Annotated in this window: 20 protein-coding genes and 1 tRNA gene; 9 read left to right on the top strand and 12 right to left on the bottom strand. The window is 46.4% G+C overall.

The features are described from left to right. Positions 1–76: 76 nt before the first annotated feature. Together KO531_RS16560 and KO531_RS16555 are read right to left on the bottom strand one after the other, a co-directional pair. Positions 77–2,668 (bottom strand): immune inhibitor A domain-containing protein, encoded by a 2,592-nt coding sequence (locus KO531_RS16560; RefSeq protein WP_219251718.1) that lies wholly within the window; start codon positions 2,666–2,668, stop codon positions 77–79. 317 nt (positions 2,669–2,985) lie between these two features. Then, positions 2,986–3,579 (bottom strand): YhgN family NAAT transporter, encoded by a 594-nt coding sequence (locus KO531_RS16555; RefSeq protein ID WP_011848195.1) that lies wholly within the window; start codon positions 3,577–3,579, stop codon positions 2,986–2,988. Between the two features lie 220 nt (positions 3,580–3,799). On the opposite strand from KO531_RS16555, the gene KO531_RS16550 reads away from it, so the two are divergent. Both KO531_RS16550 and KO531_RS16545 read left to right on the top strand, forming a co-directional pair. Beyond that, positions 3,800–5,452 carry a metal transporter gene (locus tag KO531_RS16550; protein WP_219251754.1) on the top strand — a complete coding sequence of 551 codons (1,653 nt, stop codon included), beginning with the start codon at positions 3,800–3,802 and terminating at the stop codon, positions 5,450–5,452. Positions 5,453–5,513: 61 nt separating this feature from the next. Further along, positions 5,514–6,317, top strand: coding sequence for an NRDE family protein (locus KO531_RS16545; RefSeq protein WP_113941261.1), 804 nt, complete (start codon positions 5,514–5,516; stop codon positions 6,315–6,317). A gap of 39 nt (positions 6,318–6,356) precedes the next feature. Here KO531_RS16545 and KO531_RS16540 read toward each other — a convergent pair whose 3' ends face one another. Further along, the gene (locus KO531_RS16540; protein WP_168826916.1) at positions 6,357–6,809 is read right to left on the bottom strand and encodes a nuclear transport factor 2 family protein; all 453 of its coding nucleotides are present in this window, start codon (positions 6,807–6,809) and stop codon (positions 6,357–6,359) included. A 405-nt stretch (positions 6,810–7,214) separates the two neighbouring features. Here KO531_RS16540 and KO531_RS16535 point away from each other — a divergent pair, with 405 nt between their 5' ends. Next, on the top strand, positions 7,215–7,778 hold the full coding sequence (locus KO531_RS16535; protein WP_113941259.1) for a lysophospholipid acyltransferase family protein: 564 nt from the start codon (positions 7,215–7,217) through the stop codon (positions 7,776–7,778). Positions 7,779–7,804: 26 nt separating this feature from the next. Next, positions 7,805–8,428, top strand: coding sequence for a LysE family translocator (locus KO531_RS16530; protein WP_219251717.1), 624 nt, complete (start codon positions 7,805–7,807; stop codon positions 8,426–8,428). A 26-nt stretch (positions 8,429–8,454) separates the two neighbouring features. Here the strand turns inward: KO531_RS16530 and KO531_RS16525 are convergent, their stop codons facing one another. Next, the gene (locus tag KO531_RS16525) at positions 8,455–9,720 is read right to left on the bottom strand and encodes a mechanosensitive ion channel domain-containing protein (RefSeq protein WP_219251716.1); all 1,266 of its coding nucleotides are present in this window, start codon (positions 9,718–9,720) and stop codon (positions 8,455–8,457) included. A gap of 209 nt (positions 9,721–9,929) precedes the next feature. Between KO531_RS16525 and KO531_RS16520 the strand changes: the two genes are divergently transcribed. Next, entirely contained in the window at positions 9,930–10,508 is a 579-nt protein-coding gene (locus KO531_RS16520) for a porin family protein (protein WP_219235484.1), read from the top strand. Positions 10,509–10,534: 26 nt separating this feature from the next. On the opposite strand, the gene KO531_RS16515 is transcribed toward KO531_RS16520, so the two are convergent. Beyond that, positions 10,535–10,927 carry a DUF1090 domain-containing protein gene (locus tag KO531_RS16515; protein ID WP_105250960.1) on the bottom strand — a complete coding sequence of 131 codons (393 nt, stop codon included), beginning with the start codon at positions 10,925–10,927 and terminating at the stop codon, positions 10,535–10,537. A 215-nt stretch (positions 10,928–11,142) separates the two neighbouring features. On the opposite strand from KO531_RS16515, the gene KO531_RS16510 reads away from it, so the two are divergent. Both KO531_RS16510 and KO531_RS16505 read left to right on the top strand, forming a co-directional pair. Beyond that, entirely contained in the window at positions 11,143–11,772 is a 630-nt protein-coding gene (locus KO531_RS16510; RefSeq protein ID WP_105250959.1) for a DUF3157 family protein, read from the top strand. 138 nt (positions 11,773–11,910) lie between these two features. Beyond that, complete coding sequence (locus tag KO531_RS16505; RefSeq protein WP_219251715.1) at positions 11,911–12,906, top strand: DUF481 domain-containing protein; 996 nt, start codon at positions 11,911–11,913, stop codon at positions 12,904–12,906. On the opposite strand, the gene KO531_RS16500 is transcribed toward KO531_RS16505, so the two are convergent. Continuing rightward, a complete protein-coding gene (locus tag KO531_RS16500; protein WP_219251714.1) occupies positions 12,889–13,341 on the bottom strand; it encodes a VOC family protein in 453 nt (150 codons plus the stop codon). The genes KO531_RS16505 and KO531_RS16500 overlap by 18 nt on opposite strands. Positions 13,342–13,359: 18 nt before the next feature. Then, entirely contained in the window at positions 13,360–13,998 is a 639-nt protein-coding gene (locus KO531_RS16495) for an MliC family protein (protein ID WP_219251713.1), read from the bottom strand. Positions 13,999–14,450: 452 nt separating this feature from the next. Here KO531_RS16495 and KO531_RS16490 point away from each other — a divergent pair, with 452 nt between their 5' ends. Beyond that, positions 14,451–15,779, top strand: a complete 1,329-nt coding sequence (locus KO531_RS16490) for a M48 family metallopeptidase (protein ID WP_113941250.1) — start codon at positions 14,451–14,453, stop codon at positions 15,777–15,779. Between the two features lie 45 nt (positions 15,780–15,824). On the opposite strand, the gene KO531_RS16485 is transcribed toward KO531_RS16490, so the two are convergent. From KO531_RS16485 to fdhD, 5 genes are all read right to left on the bottom strand, one after another. Continuing rightward, a complete protein-coding gene (locus KO531_RS16485; protein WP_107946198.1) occupies positions 15,825–16,049 on the bottom strand; it encodes a sulfurtransferase TusA family protein in 225 nt (74 codons plus the stop codon). Positions 16,050–16,069: 20 nt separating this feature from the next. Further along, positions 16,070–17,107: a YeeE/YedE family protein gene (locus KO531_RS16480; RefSeq protein WP_219251712.1), complete on the bottom strand. Its 1,038-nt coding sequence runs from the start codon at positions 17,105–17,107 to the stop codon at positions 16,070–16,072. Between the two features lie 10 nt (positions 17,108–17,117). Further along, positions 17,118–17,351 (bottom strand): sulfurtransferase-like selenium metabolism protein YedF, encoded by a 234-nt coding sequence (gene yedF / locus KO531_RS16475; protein ID WP_107946196.1) that lies wholly within the window; start codon positions 17,349–17,351, stop codon positions 17,118–17,120. Beyond that, on the bottom strand, positions 17,351–18,565 hold the full coding sequence (gene yedE / locus KO531_RS16470) for a selenium metabolism membrane protein YedE/FdhT (RefSeq protein WP_107946195.1): 1,215 nt from the start codon (positions 18,563–18,565) through the stop codon (positions 17,351–17,353). The genes yedF and yedE overlap by 1 nt, the downstream gene beginning before the upstream one ends. A gap of 110 nt (positions 18,566–18,675) precedes the next feature. Next, positions 18,676–19,512 carry a formate dehydrogenase accessory sulfurtransferase FdhD gene (fdhD, locus tag KO531_RS16465; protein ID WP_113941247.1) on the bottom strand — a complete coding sequence of 279 codons (837 nt, stop codon included), beginning with the start codon at positions 19,510–19,512 and terminating at the stop codon, positions 18,676–18,678. A 141-nt stretch (positions 19,513–19,653) separates the two neighbouring features. Between fdhD and KO531_RS16460 the strand changes: the two genes are divergently transcribed. Continuing rightward, positions 19,654–19,748: transfer RNA gene (locus KO531_RS16460), tRNA-Sec, on the top strand. Positions 19,749–20,823: the final 1,075 nt, after the last annotated feature.

The raw sequence follows: 20,823 nt of genomic DNA, 5'->3' as shown, positions 1-20,823 counted from the left end.
TCAGAATTTAGCCTCAAGACAGATAAAAAATGCCTCTAGATCAGAGGCATTTTTGTTCGGGTTTCAAACAATCAACTTAGTGCACATTTAACTGGCGGCGCCAAGTCAATAAGCTAAGGAAGGTAAGGCTTAACCAACCTAAGCTGCCGCCACCTGAACTCTCACTGGCCGGCGGAGTTACTGGAGGCGTAACAGGTGCAACAACCGTTACCGTCGAACTGCTAATCGCCTTAGTATTTTGCGCATCTGTCACTGTAAGCTTCACAGTATAAGTGCCCGCCTTCGCATAGGTATGGGTTGGCGCCGTGACAGTGCTTGTCGTGCCATCACCAAAATCCCAAGCGTAGGTTAATACTCCCATACCGCCACCAATGTTGCTGGTGAAGCTTACTGCTAATTGGTTGACAGTATTAGTAAAACTGACAGTTAACGGCGCTATAGCATCAGAGTTCGCATTCGCAAGACGAATGACCGCAGTACCATTATTGCTGGCTTGAGATAGTACCTGCATTGTCAACCCCAGCTGCTGCAACACCATACCTGACTGTGGCTGTAGTGGCGCGCTGTAATCTAAGCTGTCATCGAACAGGCTGACAGCATCGCGATGATTGTCCTCCAAATAGAAGGTTTGATTTACTGTACTAAAGGCCGCATCACGAATTTGCACGTCGGTAGAGCGAGTGCCAATCATATTTTGGTCAGCATCAATCACGCCAATCAAGCCATGGCCAGCATGGTCTGAAACGTTATTGTCACTGTAGCTAAAATTTTCTAACCAGAGTAAAACTCCGGGATCAAAGCTTTTTGCTTTCAAACCCGCATCGACACCATTATGGCTACGCAGCTGGATAATATAACGAGACTGAGATTTGGGATCCGGACGAGAATCCTTAATCCGGCTATAGCCGTAAAACGTCATTTTATCCGCGACTTCAGCGTTATCACTATATAACTCAGTGGTATTTTGTTTAACGCTGATGTTATCAATAGTGATCCCTGACTTAGAGGTTAAATCATCGGTGACATAGTTGAACTCAACAGCAACAGATTTTCCAGAATATGCTGATAAATCATATTCTAATGTTACCCAAGCATCACGACCTTCCGCCTGAGCAAGCGCAGACGATTCACCAGTGATGATATGACGAGCGCTATTTATCCCATTGTTCGACTTAGTGTAATTACCCGCAATGGCCGCACCATCCACTTTCACCTGCATGTAGTCAAAGTCAAGTTCAATACTCCAACTGGCCTTCATACTCAGAATCAGTTTATCTGTGGTTACGGCAGGTAATTTAACATTAAAAATCATGCTGTTATTCAGCATATTTCCTTGGCCAGAATAGTACTGATAACTGCCCTGATAAGGTGTTTTAAAAGGAATTAGCGTTGGAGGAAGTGGAATAGAGATCTGATTAACCGCCTGATGATTAACCGCCTCATTCAACGTCACTTCCATGCCTGATTTGGGAATGCTATCTAAGGAAATTTCACGTTCATTTAACCACTTACCTTTGTATCTTTTCTGTAGATAAGATCGAGCATAAGGACTAAAACCACTCGGCTGAGCGCCAGGAATAGCACCAGCCCAACTACCACCAGACATTAAAGACCATAGCCCCACAGGCGAACCGTCTTTCTTATCATTTTCAGAGGTATCGTACTCATCAGGCAGACCTAGATCATGGCCAAACTCGTGGGTACACACGCCCGTTGCCGCATCGATAGGCTGGATTGTATAACCGAACACTTTTTTGTTCGTACCAGGAAGCGCATAACCATTGGTTGCTTGGTCGACATAATATCGATGCGACCATATCGCACTCGATCCTAGTTTTCCGCCGCCGACCTCTTCGCCTACGCTAGAGTGGAAAATCATCACATGGTCGATAATGCCATCGGGCTCATCGTAATTACCGTTATTGTTCAAATCATTTTGGTCTTCAACATCATAACTCGCCAACTCAGCTGCAGACATATTTGCAACAGCTTGAGATACGGCTTCTTTTACCAATTGTTCGACCTGTGAATCACTACGGGTATCTGGATCATTAACACCATAGTATTCAGCATTTTGCGAGGCGGTATACCAGCCCTTCACATCCCCAGTAAAGGAGAAGGTTTGCCCAGAAACCGCTTGATAATATTGATACCCCGAATCTAACGTCTGCCCCTGTGGACCTTTGAAGCCCGTAGGCGAAAAGAGTAATTCCTTGTAGTGGGACGCAGGATAACTCGGGTAATACATGTCTGTATCCCCCGCTTTTAAGCCATTGTTATCATGTTTTAGATCAGCAAAATCCACTAATACTGTGAGCACTTTAACGGTTTTCTTTACATCCGCATCGGCCTGTAAACGCTGTGCGGGTGAGCGCATCATTTGCGATGATTTAGCTCTTTGTAGACGCGCATGTTCAGCTTCAACTTCGATGCGCGGCGCTTTAGGTTGTGCCAAAGTGGCGCGATGAATATAAGCTTCTATCGCCTCCTGCTTTACACTATCACTGGCATCGGCGGCCACTTCGCCACGCTTAATCAACCAATATAAAATTCGATCTTTATTAATCACACCCGCATCTGCAGGCGTATGATTCGGAGCTGCAATACTCGCGCCGCTAATCAATGCCAACATCAGTCCAAACGCTGTTACGCCTTTTGTACTTCGCATTTTTAACATCCTTCTGTAACAGCCAACGCCATTCTATTTATTAAGACTAGTGTCTCTTTGTATTAAGACAAATTACCTTTAATGAGTAACCTACCCAGGGTTTATCCGTCTTCAAGTGATAGAGACAGAGTTTTCGACATTAGCAGCACTGCACCTCAGTAACAACTTGATACACCTGTTCGCAGGTAAGATTTGCACTTTTGTCAGCAAATATTCAGCAAACCTCTGTGCTGACTCAATTCCAAGCCAAATCTCAGCCATAAAAAAACCGCATTAACAACGTTAATACGGTTTCGTTTTGATCAAACTAGATAAAGTTAGCCAGCGGTTTTCAGATAGTTTGAAATACCGTCGAGGAACATTTGCACTGAGATCATGACCAGCACCATACCCATCAAACGCTCGACCGCTGTGAGCCCCTTTTCCCCCAGCACACGGGTGAAAAGTTTATAAAACATTAAGATCACCGCACTCGCCCCCCAAGCTGACACTAACGCTATGGTCCAATCGCCCATACGTGAGCTATCGGTATGCGCCAGTAAAATCAAGGCTGCAAGAATCGATGGGCCAGCCATCAAGGGAATAGCCATAGGCACGATAAAAGGCTCTTCTCCCGCGGCTAATCCAACGACACCGCCGGGTTGAGGGAAAATCATTTTAATCGCGATCAAAAACAGAATAATCCCGCCTGCAATACTCACAGATTCGGAACGAAGATTTAAGAAACTTAAGATAGCCTCACCCGCATAAAGGAAAGACAACATGATCACTAAGGCGAAAAGTAATTCGCGGATCAGTACCTTACGACGTTTCTTGGGATCGATATGCCGCAGAATCGACGCGAAAATCGGCAAATTCCCCAAAGGGTCCATGATCAGAAACAACATTACCGCAGCAGAAAATATATCCATTTAACGTATCAACACCCAAGCCAACATAAGCCGATATTGTATAACCTTTTCTCGAGTTAGATCCGAAAACTTCTCCGCAGAATGGTCAAAGTGAATAAAATTCTCCCCTTCAAAACACAGTATAAAATGTCAGTTGAGTAAATTGCCTGCAAGTCACTGCTCACTTTGCTTTACAGCTGGTATACTATGGCGTTTTTTCAGCAAATTTTCCGTGGAATCCATGCTCTATCTTCTTGCTAGCTGTATCGCACTCTTAATTGGCCCTCTGTTTTATCGCTACTTCTCATCGAGTAGTGGCTTACAAAAGGGGCTCGATGGTTTTATATTCGTCTCATTAGGTGGATTAGTGCTGATCCACATCTTGCCAGAATTACTCGAGCATGGTGGCATGCTTGCGATCGTCTTTGTACTCCTCGGCATCTGGGGGCCTACCGCCAGCGAACGCCTATTTCACCGTTATTCAGAAGTCACCCATAATTTTACGCTTTTCTTGGGTATTGGTGGCTTATTACTGCATACCATCACCGATGGCACCGCTATGGTTTTGGCGCAGCAAGACGATAACTCCATTCTGCTAGCTCTTGGTGTCATACTCCACCAATTACCCGTCGGTTTTGCAGTATGGTGGATACTTAAACCCCATCTCGGAACACGTTGGACACTTATGATCTTTGCAGCCCAGATGCTATTTACAGGCATAGGCTATTTCGCCGGTGAGCAACTACTTCCTTATTTAAATATCGATGACACTGTCTACTTACAAGCCTTTATTACTGGCACAATTCTGCATGTGGTACTACATCAACCCCATGGTCAGCATGAAAGTGATACGCAAGGCAAATATGAATACCAAGCTGGCATAGGTAGTTTGCTCGGCATCGGTTTACTCGTGATATTGCTATTAATGGATTCAGGCGGCCACGAACATGCCCACCATGATCACAGTACAGAGCAATTAATGACTTGGCTATTAAAGCTCGCACCCGTGTTGCTGCTAAGCTATGGTGCGGCTGCGCTACGCTTTAAATTAGGTTTGACGCCGCAGGATGGCAGTTTAGCCCGTCGCTGGTTCCAACGCTTAGCAGGGCCTGAAGCCTTAGTGATCACAGCTCTACTTCTTGGTCCTTGGTTAGCGTTATTCCAATTGCTTGTAGTGTTTATTCTGAGTGCATATTTAAGCCATGCTAACGTCACCATTACCGATCCACACACTAAATTACCCAGCAATTCACTGCGTTTCGGCTTTGCTCATTTAGTCGATCGCAGCGCACCTTGGATTTTACTCAGCCTAGTATTAGTGAATTTAATTGGCCACCCTTCAATACCCTTAAGCAATCCATTGCTACAGGTTGTTGTGCTATTGCTTGTATTTTTACCTATGCGTTTCTGCAACTTAGGCGCCGCCGTCCTCGCTCTTGCACTGGCCTATAGTGGCTGGAGTCCTATCGCGATTATGATGCCGCTGATTGCAGCACCTGTGCTCAACATAGCTCAGCTTAAGTTAATGACATGGACGCAAAGGGCGATATTACTGAGTATTATTGCGCTGAGTTTAGCCGCAGCATTACGCTTGCCACTATGGTTCTCCTTATTTACCTTGCCTGAAGTCGTGAACTTAATTGCACTACTGATCCTCTCAGGGTTGTTTGCTGCCAGCTTACTGCGCTTAGGTCCACGTAAATTTTTACGCCGCTTAATGCTCAGCAAACCGGTAGCTCATGCGCATAGTCACGCCCATAGCCATTCCCACGAGAATACACATACTCACGAATCTAGCGCTTCGCACACAGACGAGCAGAAACCTGTTGCGACACCTAGTGCTGATAAACATGTACATGAACACGCAAAAACGGATAAGCACTCGCACCACTAACGCTGTTCATTTGTGAGCAGACAGGCTAAGTTAATCTACCTTTGGATTAATTTAGCCTGCTATGTGCATACTCTTTGTCGCCATTAATGCCCATCCTAAGTATCCCTTAATCATCTGTGCCAACCGCGATGAATTTCATCATAGACCAACTGCGCCAGCGCATTTTTGGCCGCCGGAAGAAAACATACTCGCGGGTAAAGATCTGCAGGCCGGTGGCACTTGGTTTGGCATCAATAAACAAGGACAAATCGCTGGCGTAACCAATCTGCGCGTTCCGCAAAAGAACCCTGAAGCCATGCGTAGTCGTGGCGAGCTAATTACTATGACGCTCAACTCAGGGTCGCTCGTGTGCCCTAATTGGCTCGTTGAACATAGCGACAATTATCAGCCGTTCAATCTCATCTTCGGCCAAGGCACTGACTTATATTGTTTTAACAGTATCAATAAAGACACAGTAAAACTTGCCGATGGATTTCATGCCATTAGCAATGGTGCACTCGATGATATTTGGCCGAAAATGGCGAAGGGACAGCAGGCGTTAGAAGCGGCAATCAGCCAGTCCAGCAGTATAGAAGTGCAAGTACTGTTACAACTAATGAAAGACGATTCCCAGCCGCAAGATAATGAGCTGCCTAATACGGGAGTAGGGATCGAGTGGGAACGGCGTTTAGCTGCGATTTATATTCGTCACCCCGACTATGGCACCCGCTCCACCAGCATTCTGCTTGAAGATGCTGAGGGCGGTATGCATTTCACCGAAGTGAGATACGATGGCAAAGGTAGACAGCTTGGACAGCAGGATTTCCATTTAACCCTGCCCGCCGAGCCGCCAGCCAAACCAGACTGTTTATTATCGCAAATCTAATTTGAACTGCAGTGCAGCACTGAGTGTAAAGGACACGGTTTAGTCTGAACTGTGGTCCATAGTGATCACCCAACGATCGTCGATTTTTTCAATCAACAGAGTAAACGCGCCCGTTGGGGCATCTTTTATCCGCCGTAAATCCCAGCGCCCAACAACCATAGCGGCGTAATTACTGAGCATTTTTATTTCTTTGATAGTGAACTTCAGTTCACCAAGCGCTTCTTTATTTGGATAATTTTTCTTATAGGCAGCGAGAGTTTCTTCCCAGCCAAAACGAAACTTACCATTAGAGACAAAACGCAGTTGATCACTCTTCCAATAGCCTTGCATATAAGCATCGAGATCACCGCGATTCCAGGCGTCTTCTTGGCCTTTGAGCATCTGCGTAATTTCATCCGTCGGCACCGCATTAACATGACAAGTCAGCAAGAGTAACAGTGCCGCAAAAACACGCTGCCAGATAACCTTGTTTAATAGTCCATTTTTCAACATAGTATCGTTCCCCCACAATCAATCAGGTTAAACTGTATTATACCCAAGCTACCTCAAGATACGAGTTTCAGAGCGTCTAGGGTACACCAATTCAAGGCGCTTCAATGAAAGAATGTCGACCACCTTTTGAATTGATGCAACACGGAAGTGGGGTGCCCTAGGCGCTCCGTCCCGGCGGCTGATGTTGATCATGTGGCAACGCATTTTAGGCCGTGCTGGCTATTAAGGTCCGTAAATAGCCTTGTCTAAAATGCGTTACCTTACCATGAACATCAACCGCTGAATCCTGCATCTTGAGGTTGTTTGGGTATATCGCGAATTAAGTACAGACTATCTTGTTTAAGCCAGTTTAAAATCTAAAAAAACTGATGATATTATTAATTTTTCGACTCTGGGCACCGAACTATGTTTACACCACTTTGCCGTTGGCTACTTAAAACTTCAGGCTGGCAGATAGAAGGCCAACTGCCCGACTGTGCTAAATACATCATCATAGTTGCGCCGCACACTAGTAACTGGGACTTCATTGTCGGCATTTTAGCCCGTGGCGCCCTAGGTATCCGCATTCACTTTCTCGGCAAACACCAACTCTTTATCCCGCCTTGGGGCTGGTTTTTCCGCGCCATTGGCGGCAGTCCGGTGGATCGGCGCAAGAACAACAACTTAGTCGATGCCGCCGTGCAGCTGTTTGAATCAAAATCCGATTACAAGTTAGCGCTAGCGCCAGAAGGCACCCGCGGCCCAGTGACGCGTTGGAAGTGCGGCTTTTATCATATCGCCAGCAAGGCCCAAGTACCCATCACTCCCGTTGGCTTAGACTTTAGCCGCCGCACTGTCGTTATCCGCACACCACTGCAACCCAGTGACGATATCGTGACCGACATGCAAGAGATTTTGAGCTTCTATCGCACCATTAAAGGCCGTCATCCCAAGGTGATCCCTGATTTTATAGCGAGTGCTAAACATTAACATTTATTCCATTTAGAGCAGCAAATATGCAACCCGAAACTTGGTTACTCTATCTCTTCGCCATTGTATTGATTGGGATTTCACCAGGTCCTATCGCTATGTTGTCTATGTCCCATGGGATCCACTTCGGCAAGATGCGCAGCATAGCCACAGGCCTTGGCAGTGTTAGCGCCGCTTTAATCTTAATGATGGCGTCAGCGGCAGGACTGGGGGCGATTATTAGCGCCTCAGAATACGGTTTTACTCTGCTCAAATGGTGCGGCGCGGCCTATTTAGTATTTTTAGGTATTAAGCTGTTATTGACGAAAAACCAAGGTCAAGCCCTTGAAGTTAGCCCGTCAGAGGGCAAAGGTACGCCTTGGCAGCTTTATAAGCAGGCGTTTCTAGTGGGGATCAGTAATCCGAAGGATTTACTGTTTTTTGCCGCGTTATTTCCGCAATTTATCAATCTTGCCGCGCCGCAATTACCGCAACTGACCATTCTTGCAGTCACTTGGGCCGTGGTGGATTTTAGCTTTGTGATGGTTTATGCCTGCATGGCCAATGTACTTGCGCCCAGCCTAAAGGCGAGCAACAAGCTGCATTGGTTTGACAGAACCAGCGGCGGTGTATTTATCACCTTAGCCGCGATTCTTGTCTCTCGAAACTAAATCGATAATCATCGACAGCCATCAAACTAGTCGACCTTAACAGACTTTAAACTGCGAATGTCATTGCCGGTGGGCGCTTGGAACGCCTGCAGGCCAAACTCAGGTAATACAGCAAACACATGGTCGAAAATATCCGCTTGTATCGCCTCATAAAACGCCCAACGAGTATCATTGGTGAAGATATAAATCTCGATCGGTAACCCTTCAGTAGTCGGCGCTAATTGGCGTACCATTAAAGTCATATCCTTGTGGACTTTATCATGACGCTGTAAATATTCCTGCAGATAAGCGCGGAAAGTGCCGACGTTAGTCAAATGGCGGCCGTTCACTTTCATATCGAGATCCGACACTCTGGCATTCGACTCACGAATTTCGTTTATTTTTGCGGGAAAATATTCTTTTAAGCAATTGATCTTACTGAGACGTTCGCGCTCTTCCTCGGTCAAAAACTTTATGCTGTTGATATCGATATTGATCGCGCGTTTGATCCTGCGACCGCCCGACTCAGACATACCCCGCCAGTTGCGAAACGCATCCGACACTAAGGCATAAGCAGGGATCATAGTGATGGTTTTGTCCCAGTTACGCACTTTCACTGTGGTCAGCGAGACTTCTTCTACCGCACCGTCGGCGCCGTATTTGTCCATCTGGATCCAGTCGCCTTTACTCACCATACGGTTAGCCGCTAACTGAATGCCCGCCACAAAACCTAAGATAGTGTCGCGGAACACTAACATCACAAAACCCGTTGCCACACCTAAGCCGCTGAGGAAGTACACAGGTGATTGATCGGCCAAGATTGAGATAGAAACGATAATCCCAACAAAGAATAAAAATAGCTTAGTTAACTGTACGAAACTCTTAACAGGCAAGCGCCGACTCACCAGATTCACATCTGAAATTTCATCAACCGCATCCATACCTGCATACATAGCGCGGATAATCAGCACCACTAACCAAATACTCAGTAATCGGTCGACTAGCCCGCTTAACAGTGGATGCTCAGTCAGCGCGATTGGCACCAATAGATTAAGTACGATAGCGGGCACAAGCATGGCCAGCTTTTCAAGTACCTTATAACGCATGAATACATCGTCCCACGTCGCCTTAGAGCGCAGGATTACCATATTCACCGCACGAATCACCACGCGTCGGACAATAAAATAAGCGATGCTCGCTAACAGTAAGCAAGCAATGACCATAACTGTGGTCGATATTCCATCAGAAGGTTGGCTATCAATCCCAAAGCCCGCTAACCATGCCGAAATTTCGAGCCTTATTTCCTGATCCACAATTTCACTCCAACGTAGGCGCTAGCGCAACAAACCCATACAAAGGTAACTGCCGAGTTGACCTCGGTTAAATATCACCCTAGAAAACACTCAAATCAAAACACAAAATATTTACAAATACTTATTTTAAAAGAGATTTTAGCATTTTGAATTGACCCCGCACACAGGAAAATGAACAATATTTCCCCTATCCCTAAGGAAACCATCCTATGTGTCGTCATTCATATACGCTAGCCTGTCTTAGCATTGGACTCCTGAGCCTATGCCAACCGCTTCAAGCGGCCGAATATAGCACTTCTAAGCAATTAGTTAGGCCAGATAAATCAGACGAAACTGCCAATGCACCTTATATCGCCCTTATGCTCGATTATATTCCCGCCACAGATAATCTCTATGGCATTACAATCGCCCCCTATCATTTCGATAATAATTACCAACAATGGGGTTATTACCTAGGCTATGCCCGCAGTCGTGAAACCGATATTATCGTGCCAGAACCCGCGCAGTCCTATCGCCAAGAAAGCCTCTTCCGCTTAGGCTTAAGCTACAGCTTAACGGCAGATTTAAGCTTTTATGCCGGCGGCAGTGGCTATATCAGCACAGTGTCTTACACGAATAACATTTCACCCAAAATTGTCGATGGCAAACCCACATGGGAAGAAGATAAAACGACCCGTTGGGGCGCAGAAGCTGGGTTAAGATATCGAATCACTGAGCACTTCATACTGAGTGCCGGTTATAACTCCAGCACAGAATCCACTATTTTAAGCATAGGTTACGCGGGCTAAGCTCCTAGCGATTGGGCTTGAGCTATTTATTGCGTTAGCTCGGCTCGCGCCTTAGCAAGATCAGCCTCGACTTCGGCGACTTTATTGCGTTTCTTGTTGATTTTATCCATAGAACGACCTTCTTCTATGGCTTTGGCCAATTCGTTTTGGCGCTCGGTGAGTTTTTCCTCTAAAGCCTCAACTTTAGCGACTCGCTCGGCGTATAAGCTATCATCGTCGCAATGGGTTGAAACTTCGTCATAGGCCTTTTCAAGTCCCGCGACTTTATGCTTATTACCTGCCGCTTTTGCTTGGGCAAGTTCGGCACTAATGGCATCTAATTTCGCCGCGCAACCCACTTTCGGTGCTTCAGCAGCCAAAGTGACAGTGCTAAATGCCAATCCAATCACTAAGCCATAAATTCCATGTTTCATCTGCATCTTAATCTCCTGTTACTTTATTCATTGAGCATACCGCTCATGTACACCTATCTAATAGTGCCACAGTCAGCTAGCTCAATCTGTACTAGCGTTAAAATCTCGCCATTAATCCACTTTATTCATCAAAACACGACTTAGACAGTGACTAACATGCGGCAAATTGTTTATGTTAGGGCAGAATATTGACTCAGACGGATATCGGAGCCAGAAAATTAATGCACACTTCATTACGCCTTAGCGCACTTAGCTCATTGTTATTGCTAACATCATCGGTTATGGCGGCCGACGTAGCCAATATCACCCTAGAAAATGGCGCCCAAGTCAGACTCAAAGACGACTTTACCTGGGAATACGTGATCACTGAAACCAAAGCAGCGCCCAATGCCTTAGCCACTGCAGCCGTAGCAAGTGCATCGAGCAATATTGCCAGTGTCCCAAGTGCCGCAGTTACCACTCAAACTGTTGCTGCGCCAGTCACCACCTTGACCGCCACTGCGATTACCCAACCTGAGCTATTAGGCTCAACGGCAAAAGATGGGATCAAAGTCAGCTTTGCTGAAGGTCAATGGAAAGGCGACAAACTCGGACTCAGCTTCGATCTCGCCAGCACCAGCAATGAACACGTTACCTTAGTTGAAGTTGAAGCTAGCTTCTTCGCCGATAATGGTACTTTGCTCAAAACCGAAAAACTCGAAGTGTGGGAAGCCATTTTCCGCATGCCTGAGACCTATCTACGCAAAGGCGAACAGCGTAAAAGCAGCGTCATTTGGGTCGAAGGCATAGATAAATCCCAATGGCAGAAGCAGCTCATTAACCTCAAAATAACCGAAATTAACTCACGCTAACAGGCAAAGAAGTAAGGGATTGCGAACCCGTTTTCAATCCCTTATCAACACTTTTATCAAATGTTATTGCTTTGTAGAGCCTGTGTTCGAGTAGAATGACAACACTTACTCTCCCTTTATTTTGAGCCCACGAGCAAGATGCATAATCTGATATCCAATCCAGCATTGTACCTTGTTGCTACGCTCTGTAGTGTCAGCCCCTTGTGTTATGCCGACACAGTTTTTTTGCTCAATGGCGATAAAATTAGCGGTGAAATTAAAGAGTTTAACGATCAAAATCTCATCATCAACACCAGTTATACCCCTAAAATTACCATTCAACGCAGTGCTATTCTCAGCCTCGAAGTCACAGATACTAGACCTTGGAGTGTCAGTCGTTCCATACAGGACATAAGAATTCAAGCCTCTAATGAACATGGCATGGTATTAATTAATAACCAGCACACTCCCGTGAGTGAGTTGAGATTTTCGCAGCACTATGCAAACTCAGATTGGAATTTTAACGGTAGTGTAGAAACCACACTTGATGTCACCAAAAACAAGAAAAATAGTCAGAAGCTACATATCAAAGGCGATATCACAGCGGAAACCTTGCAATGGCGACATAATCTCAAGACCGAAGTGCGCTATGAAACCGAAGATGACGTGACTAAGCGCAACACCCTCGAAGGACATTATTCATTAGACTATCTACTCAATGAGCATTGGCTGTTACGTCAGGAAGATTTTTATGAAGAAGATAAACTCGGCATCGATAGCCATAGCTATTATGCAGCGCTCGGTCCTGGTTATCGCTTTTGGGGTGCTGGGCGCGATAAATTAGACTTCGTCGTAACCTACAACCATTTTTGGCTTGAACAACAGTCCTTTAAACTAGAACTAAATGCTTGGGCGGCCTCACTTAACTATAAACAATATTGGTTTGGTGGCATTTTAGAGTCCTATGCCGATCTGCAAATTGCCTTCCCAGATATGCCTTCGATTGATTACATCTCAAACTCGACAGTAGGACTTAAATATCTACTAACTCAGCGGATTTATTTGTCATTTAAATATGACTTCAACGACACTAAAACAGTGATAGGCAATACGAGAGATACCAGCTACACCTTAGGATTAGGGGTTAACTTCTAATCCTGGCTCCCGATACGCTAACCTGTGAGCCATAGGATGTTCATCATTCAATTGCAGTAAATCCCATAAGTTACCGTAGAGATCTTTAAACACAGCGACTGTGCCATAGTCTTGTTCTTGCGGCTCGCGCGCAAACTCCACGCCATCGGCGACCATACGGCGATAATCACGCCAAAAATCATCGGTATTCAAGAATAAAAACACCCGACCACCCGCCTGATTACCGATAAAATCGAACTGCTCAGGTTTAGACGCCCGCGCTAACAAGATAGAAGCGCCCTTAGAACCCGGTGGGGCAACAACGACCCAGCGCTTATCTTGCTCGGCTTGATAAGTGTCTTCAACTAATTCGAATTTTAATTTATTCACATAAAAATCAATCGCCTCATCGTAATCTCTTACGACTAAGGCGATATGCACGAGAGCTTGTTTCATGGCGACCTTAAATCAATCCTATTTGGTCACCAGTTTACAGGTCATTTCTGGTGCTTCGTAGCCCCAAACTACTTTAGCTTCGCCTTGATGTTCCCATAGGCTTTCATTGCGGCCTTGATACTTAGCGCCGCTGCCGCTGGGTTGCACAAACATTAATGAAGTACTATCACCATGTTCAGCAACCAGGGTTGCAGGTTCGGTTTTAAAATAAGTCACGACCACTTCGTTAGCTGGATTGCCGTCACAGGCATAAAACACTGGGCCGGTCATGTCGACTAAACGATATTGTGCCTGCAGTTCGGCAATGCGGGTTTGATAGCTAGATTCAATACACGCGTGCTTATCGTCGCTCTTCCAGCATTCATTACGGCCTTTCACCCAACCACGTTGCATCGCCTTTAAAGTAGGAGGTTGTTCATTCTTCGCTTTTTCAAGCGCTTGGCTATAAACCTTAGCTAACTGATTATCAAGTTGGTTCAGCCCCGCATCCTTACAGACCATGTCTTCAATACTGCCAGAATTTACTTTCGTGCAGTCAAAAGAAGGTGCATTAGCCGCCATTACTCCCGCACTTAACGCGCTAACCATCACGCCTGCGGCACAGTACCATTTGAAACCCAATCGATTACTTATCATCTTATTTGTTAACTTAGCCATCTCAATTCCTTTGTATTTCTGTGGTTTGTTTTAACGCTTACCATAGCTAACCCTATATAGGCTTAACCGAGCCTGACTCAAAGCACTATGCCTTGAAGAACCATGCCTTAAAGTGCACTCATAGTGATGTGATTTACTTTTATCTCGGTTCTAACTTAAGACTTAACCCTCAGCCGATATGCTGCGAAAACACCTAATTCTAGTGCGCTGCGAGGAAAATGCCCAGAGACTAAGAGCCACTTACCAATCTGTGTCCGCCTGCATAATCGGACTCTCTAGCGCCAAAAAACCACAAAATCCTGATGAAATCGACCTACTCCAATTTGCGCATAGCTGATTAAACTGAATGTCAAAACGGTTAATTTTTTGCTTTGCACACGATAGTGGTTGAATTTTCGAGTAAAATTGACTACTTTCACGCCGTTTGTCTCTTCACAAGGAAAAGGATCAACATGGAACAAGTTATTACCGCAGGGAACGAGAATCCCATTCAAATGACAGATATTGTCTATTCGAAGGAAAAATCGCTGTTCACTCTGTTAGCTATTATTTCTGGGATCGTCTGGGCGGCATTGATCATAGGCACTTTTGGCATGGCGCTGCTCTATGTGTTGATGTTTTTCATTATTTATCTCTTTAGCCACTCCGCCTTTATCAGCTACTTAAAAGGCACGGCTGTCGAAATCAATGCAGAGCAATTTCCTGAATTACATAAACAATATTTAGCGTGTTGCGAACGTTTAGAAATGCGCGAGCCACCACGCGCTTACTTATTGGCAGCTGATGGCATGTTAAACGCACTGGCGACACGCTTCCTCGGTCGCAACTATATAGTGCTATTTTCATCGATTGTGGATGCGCTTGAGTCAGATAAAGATGCGCTCAACTTCTATATCGGCCACGAGTTAGGCCATATTCGCCGCAATCATATAGGTAAAGCGCCCTTCTTAGTCTTCGCCACTTGGTTACCTTTAGTCGGTGCGGCTTATTCTCGCGCCTGTGAATATACCTGCGATCTCCACGGATTACGTTGCTGCAACAGCTTACGTTCAGCCACAAATGCCGTTGCTGTGTTAGCCGCTGGTGTCGAGCAATGGAAACGTATGAATGTGGATCAATATATCCGCCAAGCCAGTGAGTCGAGTGGTTTTTGGATGTCGCTGCACGAGCTTAATGGCAGCTATCCTTGGTTGACCAAGCGCATGGCAAGAGTCCAAGCCAAAGCACAAGGAGTGGAATATGCACCGCCATCACGCAGTGCATGGGCCTATGTACTCAGCTTCTTTATGCCACGTTTAGGCACAGCAGGCGGTGGATTGATAATCTTCGCTGCGATTATTGGTATTGCTGCAGCAGTCGCGTTGCCAGCGTATAAGGACTATCAAGAGAAGATGGGTGCCGCCACGAGTTATGAGGCGCCAACCACGACCGAAGCCACACCAGCAGCATTGAATGTACCCGATGCGGCACTGGCTATTGCCAGTATCGACCAGCAACATCAAGCACTGGCACCGATCACTGACATCTTAGTCGGCTACTATCAAACCAACAAAGCTTGGCCAACCGAATTGGATGTGCTTGGACTCACGGACGAGCAGATTGCGACATTTAATCTGTACACAGATGGCATAGTCGGTTTTATAGGAAGCGAAGCACTCGGGGATTATCAAGGCTATGAAGTCTATCTATCGCCTCAAGTTGATGAGCAAAATAATATCACTTGGGTTTGCAGCAGCAACGGTATTCCGGATGAATATCTGCCAGTAGATTGCCAAGGCTAAGATCAAAAAGCGCTGCAAATGCAGCGCTTTTTAGTTGAGGACGAGTTAGCCTTTTTGAATCGTCATAGTCCAAGCAGCATCGCCCTTCTGGGCAAAGTGTGTCACCTCATGCCCAGCTTCAGCCGCCCAGCGGGGAATATTCTCAGTTGCTTGGCCACAATCGTAATCCAGTACCACTTTATCGCCAGTCTCAAGACTCGCAATTAAGCGTTGTAGCTCAATTAAAGGAAAAGGGCATAGCTTACCCGTTGTGTCGAGATACTGTTCCATATACAGCTCCTTTATAAAAGTTAAATCTGCGCAAGACGCATTGGCCTCAGTAGCGCAAAATAGTTAAAGCACCAACTGCCAAATAAAATAGCAGGGATAAATAGCCAGCCTTGCCACGACAAATAAGCCGCGCCAACGAGCGCATTACCAAGCATGCAACCTCCGGCAAGCCCGCTCCCCACGCCCATCAACAGGCCACCAATAAACCCAAATAACACCACTTTATGACCTGGGTAGCGCCAGCGCTGCTCAGCACTGCCCCGGGCAGCGATAAAGGCACCTACAAATAATCCCAAGAGAAAATATCCAGGCCAACTAAAGAACTTAGTGTTACCTGTGGTGACAAGATCCCATAACTGCGCACTCGGGCCACTGATCCCAACACTGCCTACACGGCCACTTTCAAGACTTGCAGGCCATGCAAGTAGCGCCAGTAAACCAATCAGCAAAGCACTTACAAAGGGATGCCAGCGCGCTTCAAACAACCAATGAGCTAAACCCGTTTTACGGGGTGCCATCAGTGCAACCGGACGTTTGCGGCGTTTGAGATAACCCAATGCCAACCACAATGTGAGTAATACGAGGACAAGCACGATCACCCAAGGGGAAACGCCCAGAGTTTGATAGAGCGTTTGGTCCTCAAATTGATGCTGTTTAAAAGGTTTAAGTAGACCTTTCAACTCATCGAGACGCACTAATTTACTGGCAGCAATAAAACCGAGAACGGCCATCACACTGGCAGCCAACCCTTCGGCAGCGCGGTAATAGGCACCAGTGGAGCAGCTTCCCGCTGCTGCCATACCCACACCAAACAATACACCACCGACTAAGGTTGCCAACCAAGGGAAATGCCCTTCTGGCAATTTAACCCAACCCCATTCGTAAAACAGGAACAGCCCTAGACTTTGGATGCTGATGGCAATCAAAATAGCGATCACCATGGTAAAGTCCCGTTGCAGATAGGTATCGCGGATCCCGCCCGCCATACAAAATCTACCCCTTTGCATCACAAATCCCATGGCTAAGCCAATACCTAAGCCACTGAGAATAGTCAACATAGTCCTATCCTCAACGCTGGATCAGATAACGAATAGTCGGACCATTCTGCTCAATTTCCAGCACTTTATAACCATGATTTTTAGCGTCGAGGGGAATGTTGTTAATAGACTGCGGACAGTCACTAATCACCTCGAGAATTTCACCGGGCTTTAACTTTGGCATAGCCTCAAGGGTAGCCACTGCGGGATAAGGGCAAGGTTCACCCACCATATCGAGTTGATAATCTGGAATATATTGAGCCATTACGCCGCCTCCGCTAGCAATTGTTCATCACGCTTCGCCTTACGAGCAAAGAAACGTTTCTCCCACAGCAACATAGCGCCAAAGGAGAGCCCCAGCAGCACATAGGTCAGCAATAATCCGCCTTTATCGCCAAAGCTGGTCAGTAAATTAACTTTGTCCCAGTTCGTTGCTAATGGCTGAGCGATATCATCCCAGTAATACGCCAGTAAGGTTGAACCCAACACGTTACCTAAGCCCACCCACCAGAAATGCACTTGGCCTTCGACTGCACGATACATCCAACCCGTTTCACAACCACCAGCCAGTACAATACCAAAACCAAACAGTAAGCCGCCGATCACCGCATTAGGGCCAGCCCACATGATCTTAGGTGGCACACCCAGTTGCACATAGCTGTAAATACCTATCGCACTGACCGCCATGCCTAAGATAATCGCCTTCGCCATGTGAGTACGACCAGTGATCCACATATCGCGGAACGCTGAGGTAAAGCAGATTTGGGCCCGTTCGATTAATAAACCAAAACCAACACCACAGAGCATAGCAATGCCGAGTTTTGGCGCATTGAACATAGTCAACAACCCCCAACCGACGATGCCTACAAACACCAACATACCGATGCGGAAACGACGTCTAGCTTGGTTTTCGTCCTGCTTGATTGAAGTCGCTTTATTTACCTTTTTCAGTTTTATCGGAATACGGAACATCGGCAGTAAGGTAAATCTTGCACCAAAGTAAGAACCTGCCGCCGTCGCCAAAGCAAAGAACCAAGCATGTAAAGAGAACTGAGGAATACCCGTGAAGAAGGCGGCAAGGTTACAACCCATAGCTAAACGGGCACCAAAGCCAGCAATAATGCCGCCGATCAGTGCCTGAGCAATACGGATACGGCTCTGTGGCATACGCAGTTTGACGTTATTGGCCCAAAGCGCAGCGGCAATACAACCACCAAACATACCGATAATCATCATGCCGTCGATACGATCTAGAGGAGAGCCCTGCAGACCTATCACTTTGAAATAACCCCAGGTTTCAGGCTCTGCACCTAAAAACTGCAGTAAATGACCACCCCAACGAGTGAATTCCCCAGTAACAGCCCAGAAGGTTCCGGTCAAACCAAAATAGTAAGTAGAAAGGATACCCGCAGCGATAACCGCTGGCATAGGCGCCCAAAAACGGACTAAATATTCTTGTTTAAATTGTTGCCATGTCATGTCATTACCCTAATGAACGAGACTATAAAAAATAAGCGCAATGCGCTTATAACCTGTGTGCCAGAATGATTGAAGTCGTTCGACAACTTCAATCTCAAGTGGCCTCACGCTTAAATGGCTTTAGCTAAGCTGACACACTGCTGCCCCAACAGGCGATAACCGTGGGTGTAAAGCGTTGCCCTGCCATTACGGCAAAAACCGATAAGCGTGATATTGCTTTTCTCTGCTAATTCCAACGCCAGTGAAGTCACGGCGGACATAGCAAACAGAATTTGGATATTGGCACTAGCGGCCTTTTGCACCATCTCAAAACTCGCGCGACTGGTGAGCAATACGGCCACTGGACGTTCCACATTGTGAGCGGAAAAGGCGCCAATTAGCTTGTCTAGTGCGATATGCCTGCCTATATCCTCATAGGCGGCGATGATCTGTCCTTGATGGTTAAGCCCCATGGCCGCATGAGTGGCACCCGTCAGCTTAAAATGTTGTTGATTATCTTGAATTTGCCCAAGTGCGACCTGTAAGTGTTCGATATCGAATCTGGCATCTGAGTCCACCCGCATCACAGGCTTAACGGCCTCTTCGAGCTGGGCGACGCCGCACAATCCACAACCTGTGCGTCCTGCCATATTGCGCCTTTGTTGCTTGAGTTCCATAAAGCATCGTTGGTTGATTTCCACTTGGATCAACACACCTTCACTGGTGAACTCGAGCTCCACCCCTTTGATATCATTGATATGGGAAACGATACGTTCAGATAACGTAAAACCAATAGCGAAGGCTTCTAAATCTTGAGGGCTCGCCAACATCACGGTATGCGCTATGCCGTTATAGACCAGTGCGACCCGCACTTCATTAGCTAAGTAGTCAGTCAGCTCAGATGCGTGCCCATGTTCTAACAAGATCACGTTTCTTTCTGTCACCACTTCATGTGAATGATATTCCATAGCGCCCCTTTAAAACTATAAAACCAAATAAAAACAATTAGTTTGATGACAATTTAAGACTTGTATCACAAACCCATAAACTAAATAAGAATCGCCTTGAATCATCCTTACGCATTTTCTACTATCCCTAAGTCTTCTATTGGAAGAACGTCGTCTCCGGTGAGGCGTCCGGATTTCAAATCCGGGTAGGGCTGCCAGCAGTCCTGGGTAGGTTCGACTCCTATGTTCTTCCGCCAATTCTCATGGGAAAAAAACAACTCGGCATCCCGAACTTCTCGGCTATTACTGCGATACTTCCTACGGGTAAAACCACTTCTGTCAAAGAACTCAAGCAGTTGAATACTCACCTTACGCCCAAGCCCAACCATGTCTTTAAATTCTGCCGTTTCGAGCTTGCCGTGTTCTGCAATATGAGTACGCACTAAGCTGGCGTAGTAACAGATTTGCTCGCTGAGCAAATATCTGTCCTTCACCACAGCAGTAATAAACCCCTGCTGCACCAGCTGGAAACACAGCAGCCTTAATTTGGCAGGTTCTAGCGCAAGGTATTCGCCCATTTCGGTGACCCATACAGGGGCTGTTTGCTGTGCCAGCCAAGGCGCAAGCGCCTGCCAACAATGCTGCGCCTCAGCATCTAGCACTATTTTATGTTCAGCGAGCTGCAACAAGGCACCACGCAGCACCATGCGACCTTCTTGGCAAAGCGTGTCGAGCACTTTATTGGCTAATTCGGGCGGCAAAGCGCTATGGCTCATGCGCTGCAGGCGATTACGCCCAAGCCCAAGTTGGTCGGGATGCTGTTGATGGAACTCGCTAAGTAAAGTAATAAACTGTTGTTTTTCTTGCTCAAGTAAACTTGTCGCTATAGCAAATGCCCCAAAACGGACTAAACCCGCTTGGGCTAACAGCATAGCCAGCCCTTCGTCAGTTAATTGCCAACGCCACGCGATTTCATCAAGATCTAGCGCCTGAGTTTGGCCGAGTAAAGCCACCACATGGGCAGGATTATCCAAGCGTGCTAATTGCAGTAATCTCGCGACTCGTTCAGGCGTACGTTTCTTACGATTAGGGACTTTCAACGCCAACACTCGCCCCGCACCTAAAGTCTGTTTACCCCCAATGTGTCGCAGGACAATTCGATCGTCCTGACATAGGAGTAGTGGCTTTTCGAGTACTAACTCCGCCAGATAGAAGCCTTCTTCATCAGCTTCATTTAACAGGGAAACTCGACCTAAAGTATGATCGGCGCCATGGTGACAGTGGACATTTTGCCAATGCACTAATGGCTCACTGCCTAAAAAATCGAAGGCT

It is taken from the genome of Shewanella sp. NKUCC06_TVS (genome assembly GCF_019345515.1).
GTDB classification, from domain to species: Bacteria; Pseudomonadota; Gammaproteobacteria; order Enterobacterales; family Shewanellaceae; genus Shewanella; species Shewanella oncorhynchi.
Note: the sequence above shows the minus strand (reverse complement) of the source record. Positions and strands in the feature narration are given on the sequence as shown.

What these genes read in the sequence shown, in the direction of transcription:
- KO531_RS16495 (WP_219251713.1), bottom strand. Translation starts at nt 13,998, where the DNA reads ATGGCTAAGTTAACAAATAAGATGATAAGTAATCGATTGGGTTTCAAA.
- KO531_RS16530 (WP_219251717.1), top strand. Translation starts at nt 7,805, where the DNA reads ATGCAACCCGAAACTTGGTTACTCTATCTCTTCGCCATTGTATTGATT.
- KO531_RS16480 (WP_219251712.1), bottom strand. Translation starts at nt 17,107, where the DNA reads ATGTTGACTATTCTCAGTGGCTTAGGTATTGGCTTAGCCATGGGATTT.
- KO531_RS16540 (WP_168826916.1), bottom strand. Translation starts at nt 6,809, where the DNA reads ATGTTGAAAAATGGACTATTAAACAAGGTTATCTGGCAGCGTGTTTTT.
- fdhD (WP_113941247.1), bottom strand. Translation starts at nt 19,512, where the DNA reads ATGGAATATCATTCACATGAAGTGGTGACAGAAAGAAACGTGATCTTG.
- KO531_RS16545 (WP_113941261.1), top strand. Translation starts at nt 5,514, where the DNA reads ATGTGCATACTCTTTGTCGCCATTAATGCCCATCCTAAGTATCCCTTA.
- yedF (WP_107946196.1), bottom strand. Translation starts at nt 17,351, where the DNA reads ATGGCTCAATATATTCCAGATTATCAACTCGATATGGTGGGTGAACCT.
- KO531_RS16555 (WP_011848195.1), bottom strand. Translation starts at nt 3,579, where the DNA reads ATGGATATATTTTCTGCTGCGGTAATGTTGTTTCTGATCATGGACCCT.
- KO531_RS16520 (WP_219235484.1), top strand. Translation starts at nt 9,930, where the DNA reads ATGTGTCGTCATTCATATACGCTAGCCTGTCTTAGCATTGGACTCCTG.
- KO531_RS16550 (WP_219251754.1), top strand. Translation starts at nt 3,800, where the DNA reads ATGCTCTATCTTCTTGCTAGCTGTATCGCACTCTTAATTGGCCCTCTG.
- KO531_RS16490 (WP_113941250.1), top strand. Translation starts at nt 14,451, where the DNA reads ATGGAACAAGTTATTACCGCAGGGAACGAGAATCCCATTCAAATGACA.
- KO531_RS16535 (WP_113941259.1), top strand. Translation starts at nt 7,215, where the DNA reads ATGTTTACACCACTTTGCCGTTGGCTACTTAAAACTTCAGGCTGGCAG.
- KO531_RS16510 (WP_105250959.1), top strand. Translation starts at nt 11,143, where the DNA reads ATGCACACTTCATTACGCCTTAGCGCACTTAGCTCATTGTTATTGCTA.
- KO531_RS16485 (WP_107946198.1), bottom strand. Translation starts at nt 16,049, where the DNA reads ATGGAACAGTATCTCGACACAACGGGTAAGCTATGCCCTTTTCCTTTA.
- KO531_RS16500 (WP_219251714.1), bottom strand. Translation starts at nt 13,341, where the DNA reads ATGAAACAAGCTCTCGTGCATATCGCCTTAGTCGTAAGAGATTACGAT.
- KO531_RS16515 (WP_105250960.1), bottom strand. Translation starts at nt 10,927, where the DNA reads ATGCAGATGAAACATGGAATTTATGGCTTAGTGATTGGATTGGCATTT.
- yedE (WP_107946195.1), bottom strand. Translation starts at nt 18,565, where the DNA reads ATGACATGGCAACAATTTAAACAAGAATATTTAGTCCGTTTTTGGGCG.
- KO531_RS16560 (WP_219251718.1), bottom strand. Translation starts at nt 2,668, where the DNA reads ATGCGAAGTACAAAAGGCGTAACAGCGTTTGGACTGATGTTGGCATTG.
- KO531_RS16505 (WP_219251715.1), top strand. Translation starts at nt 11,911, where the DNA reads ATGCATAATCTGATATCCAATCCAGCATTGTACCTTGTTGCTACGCTC.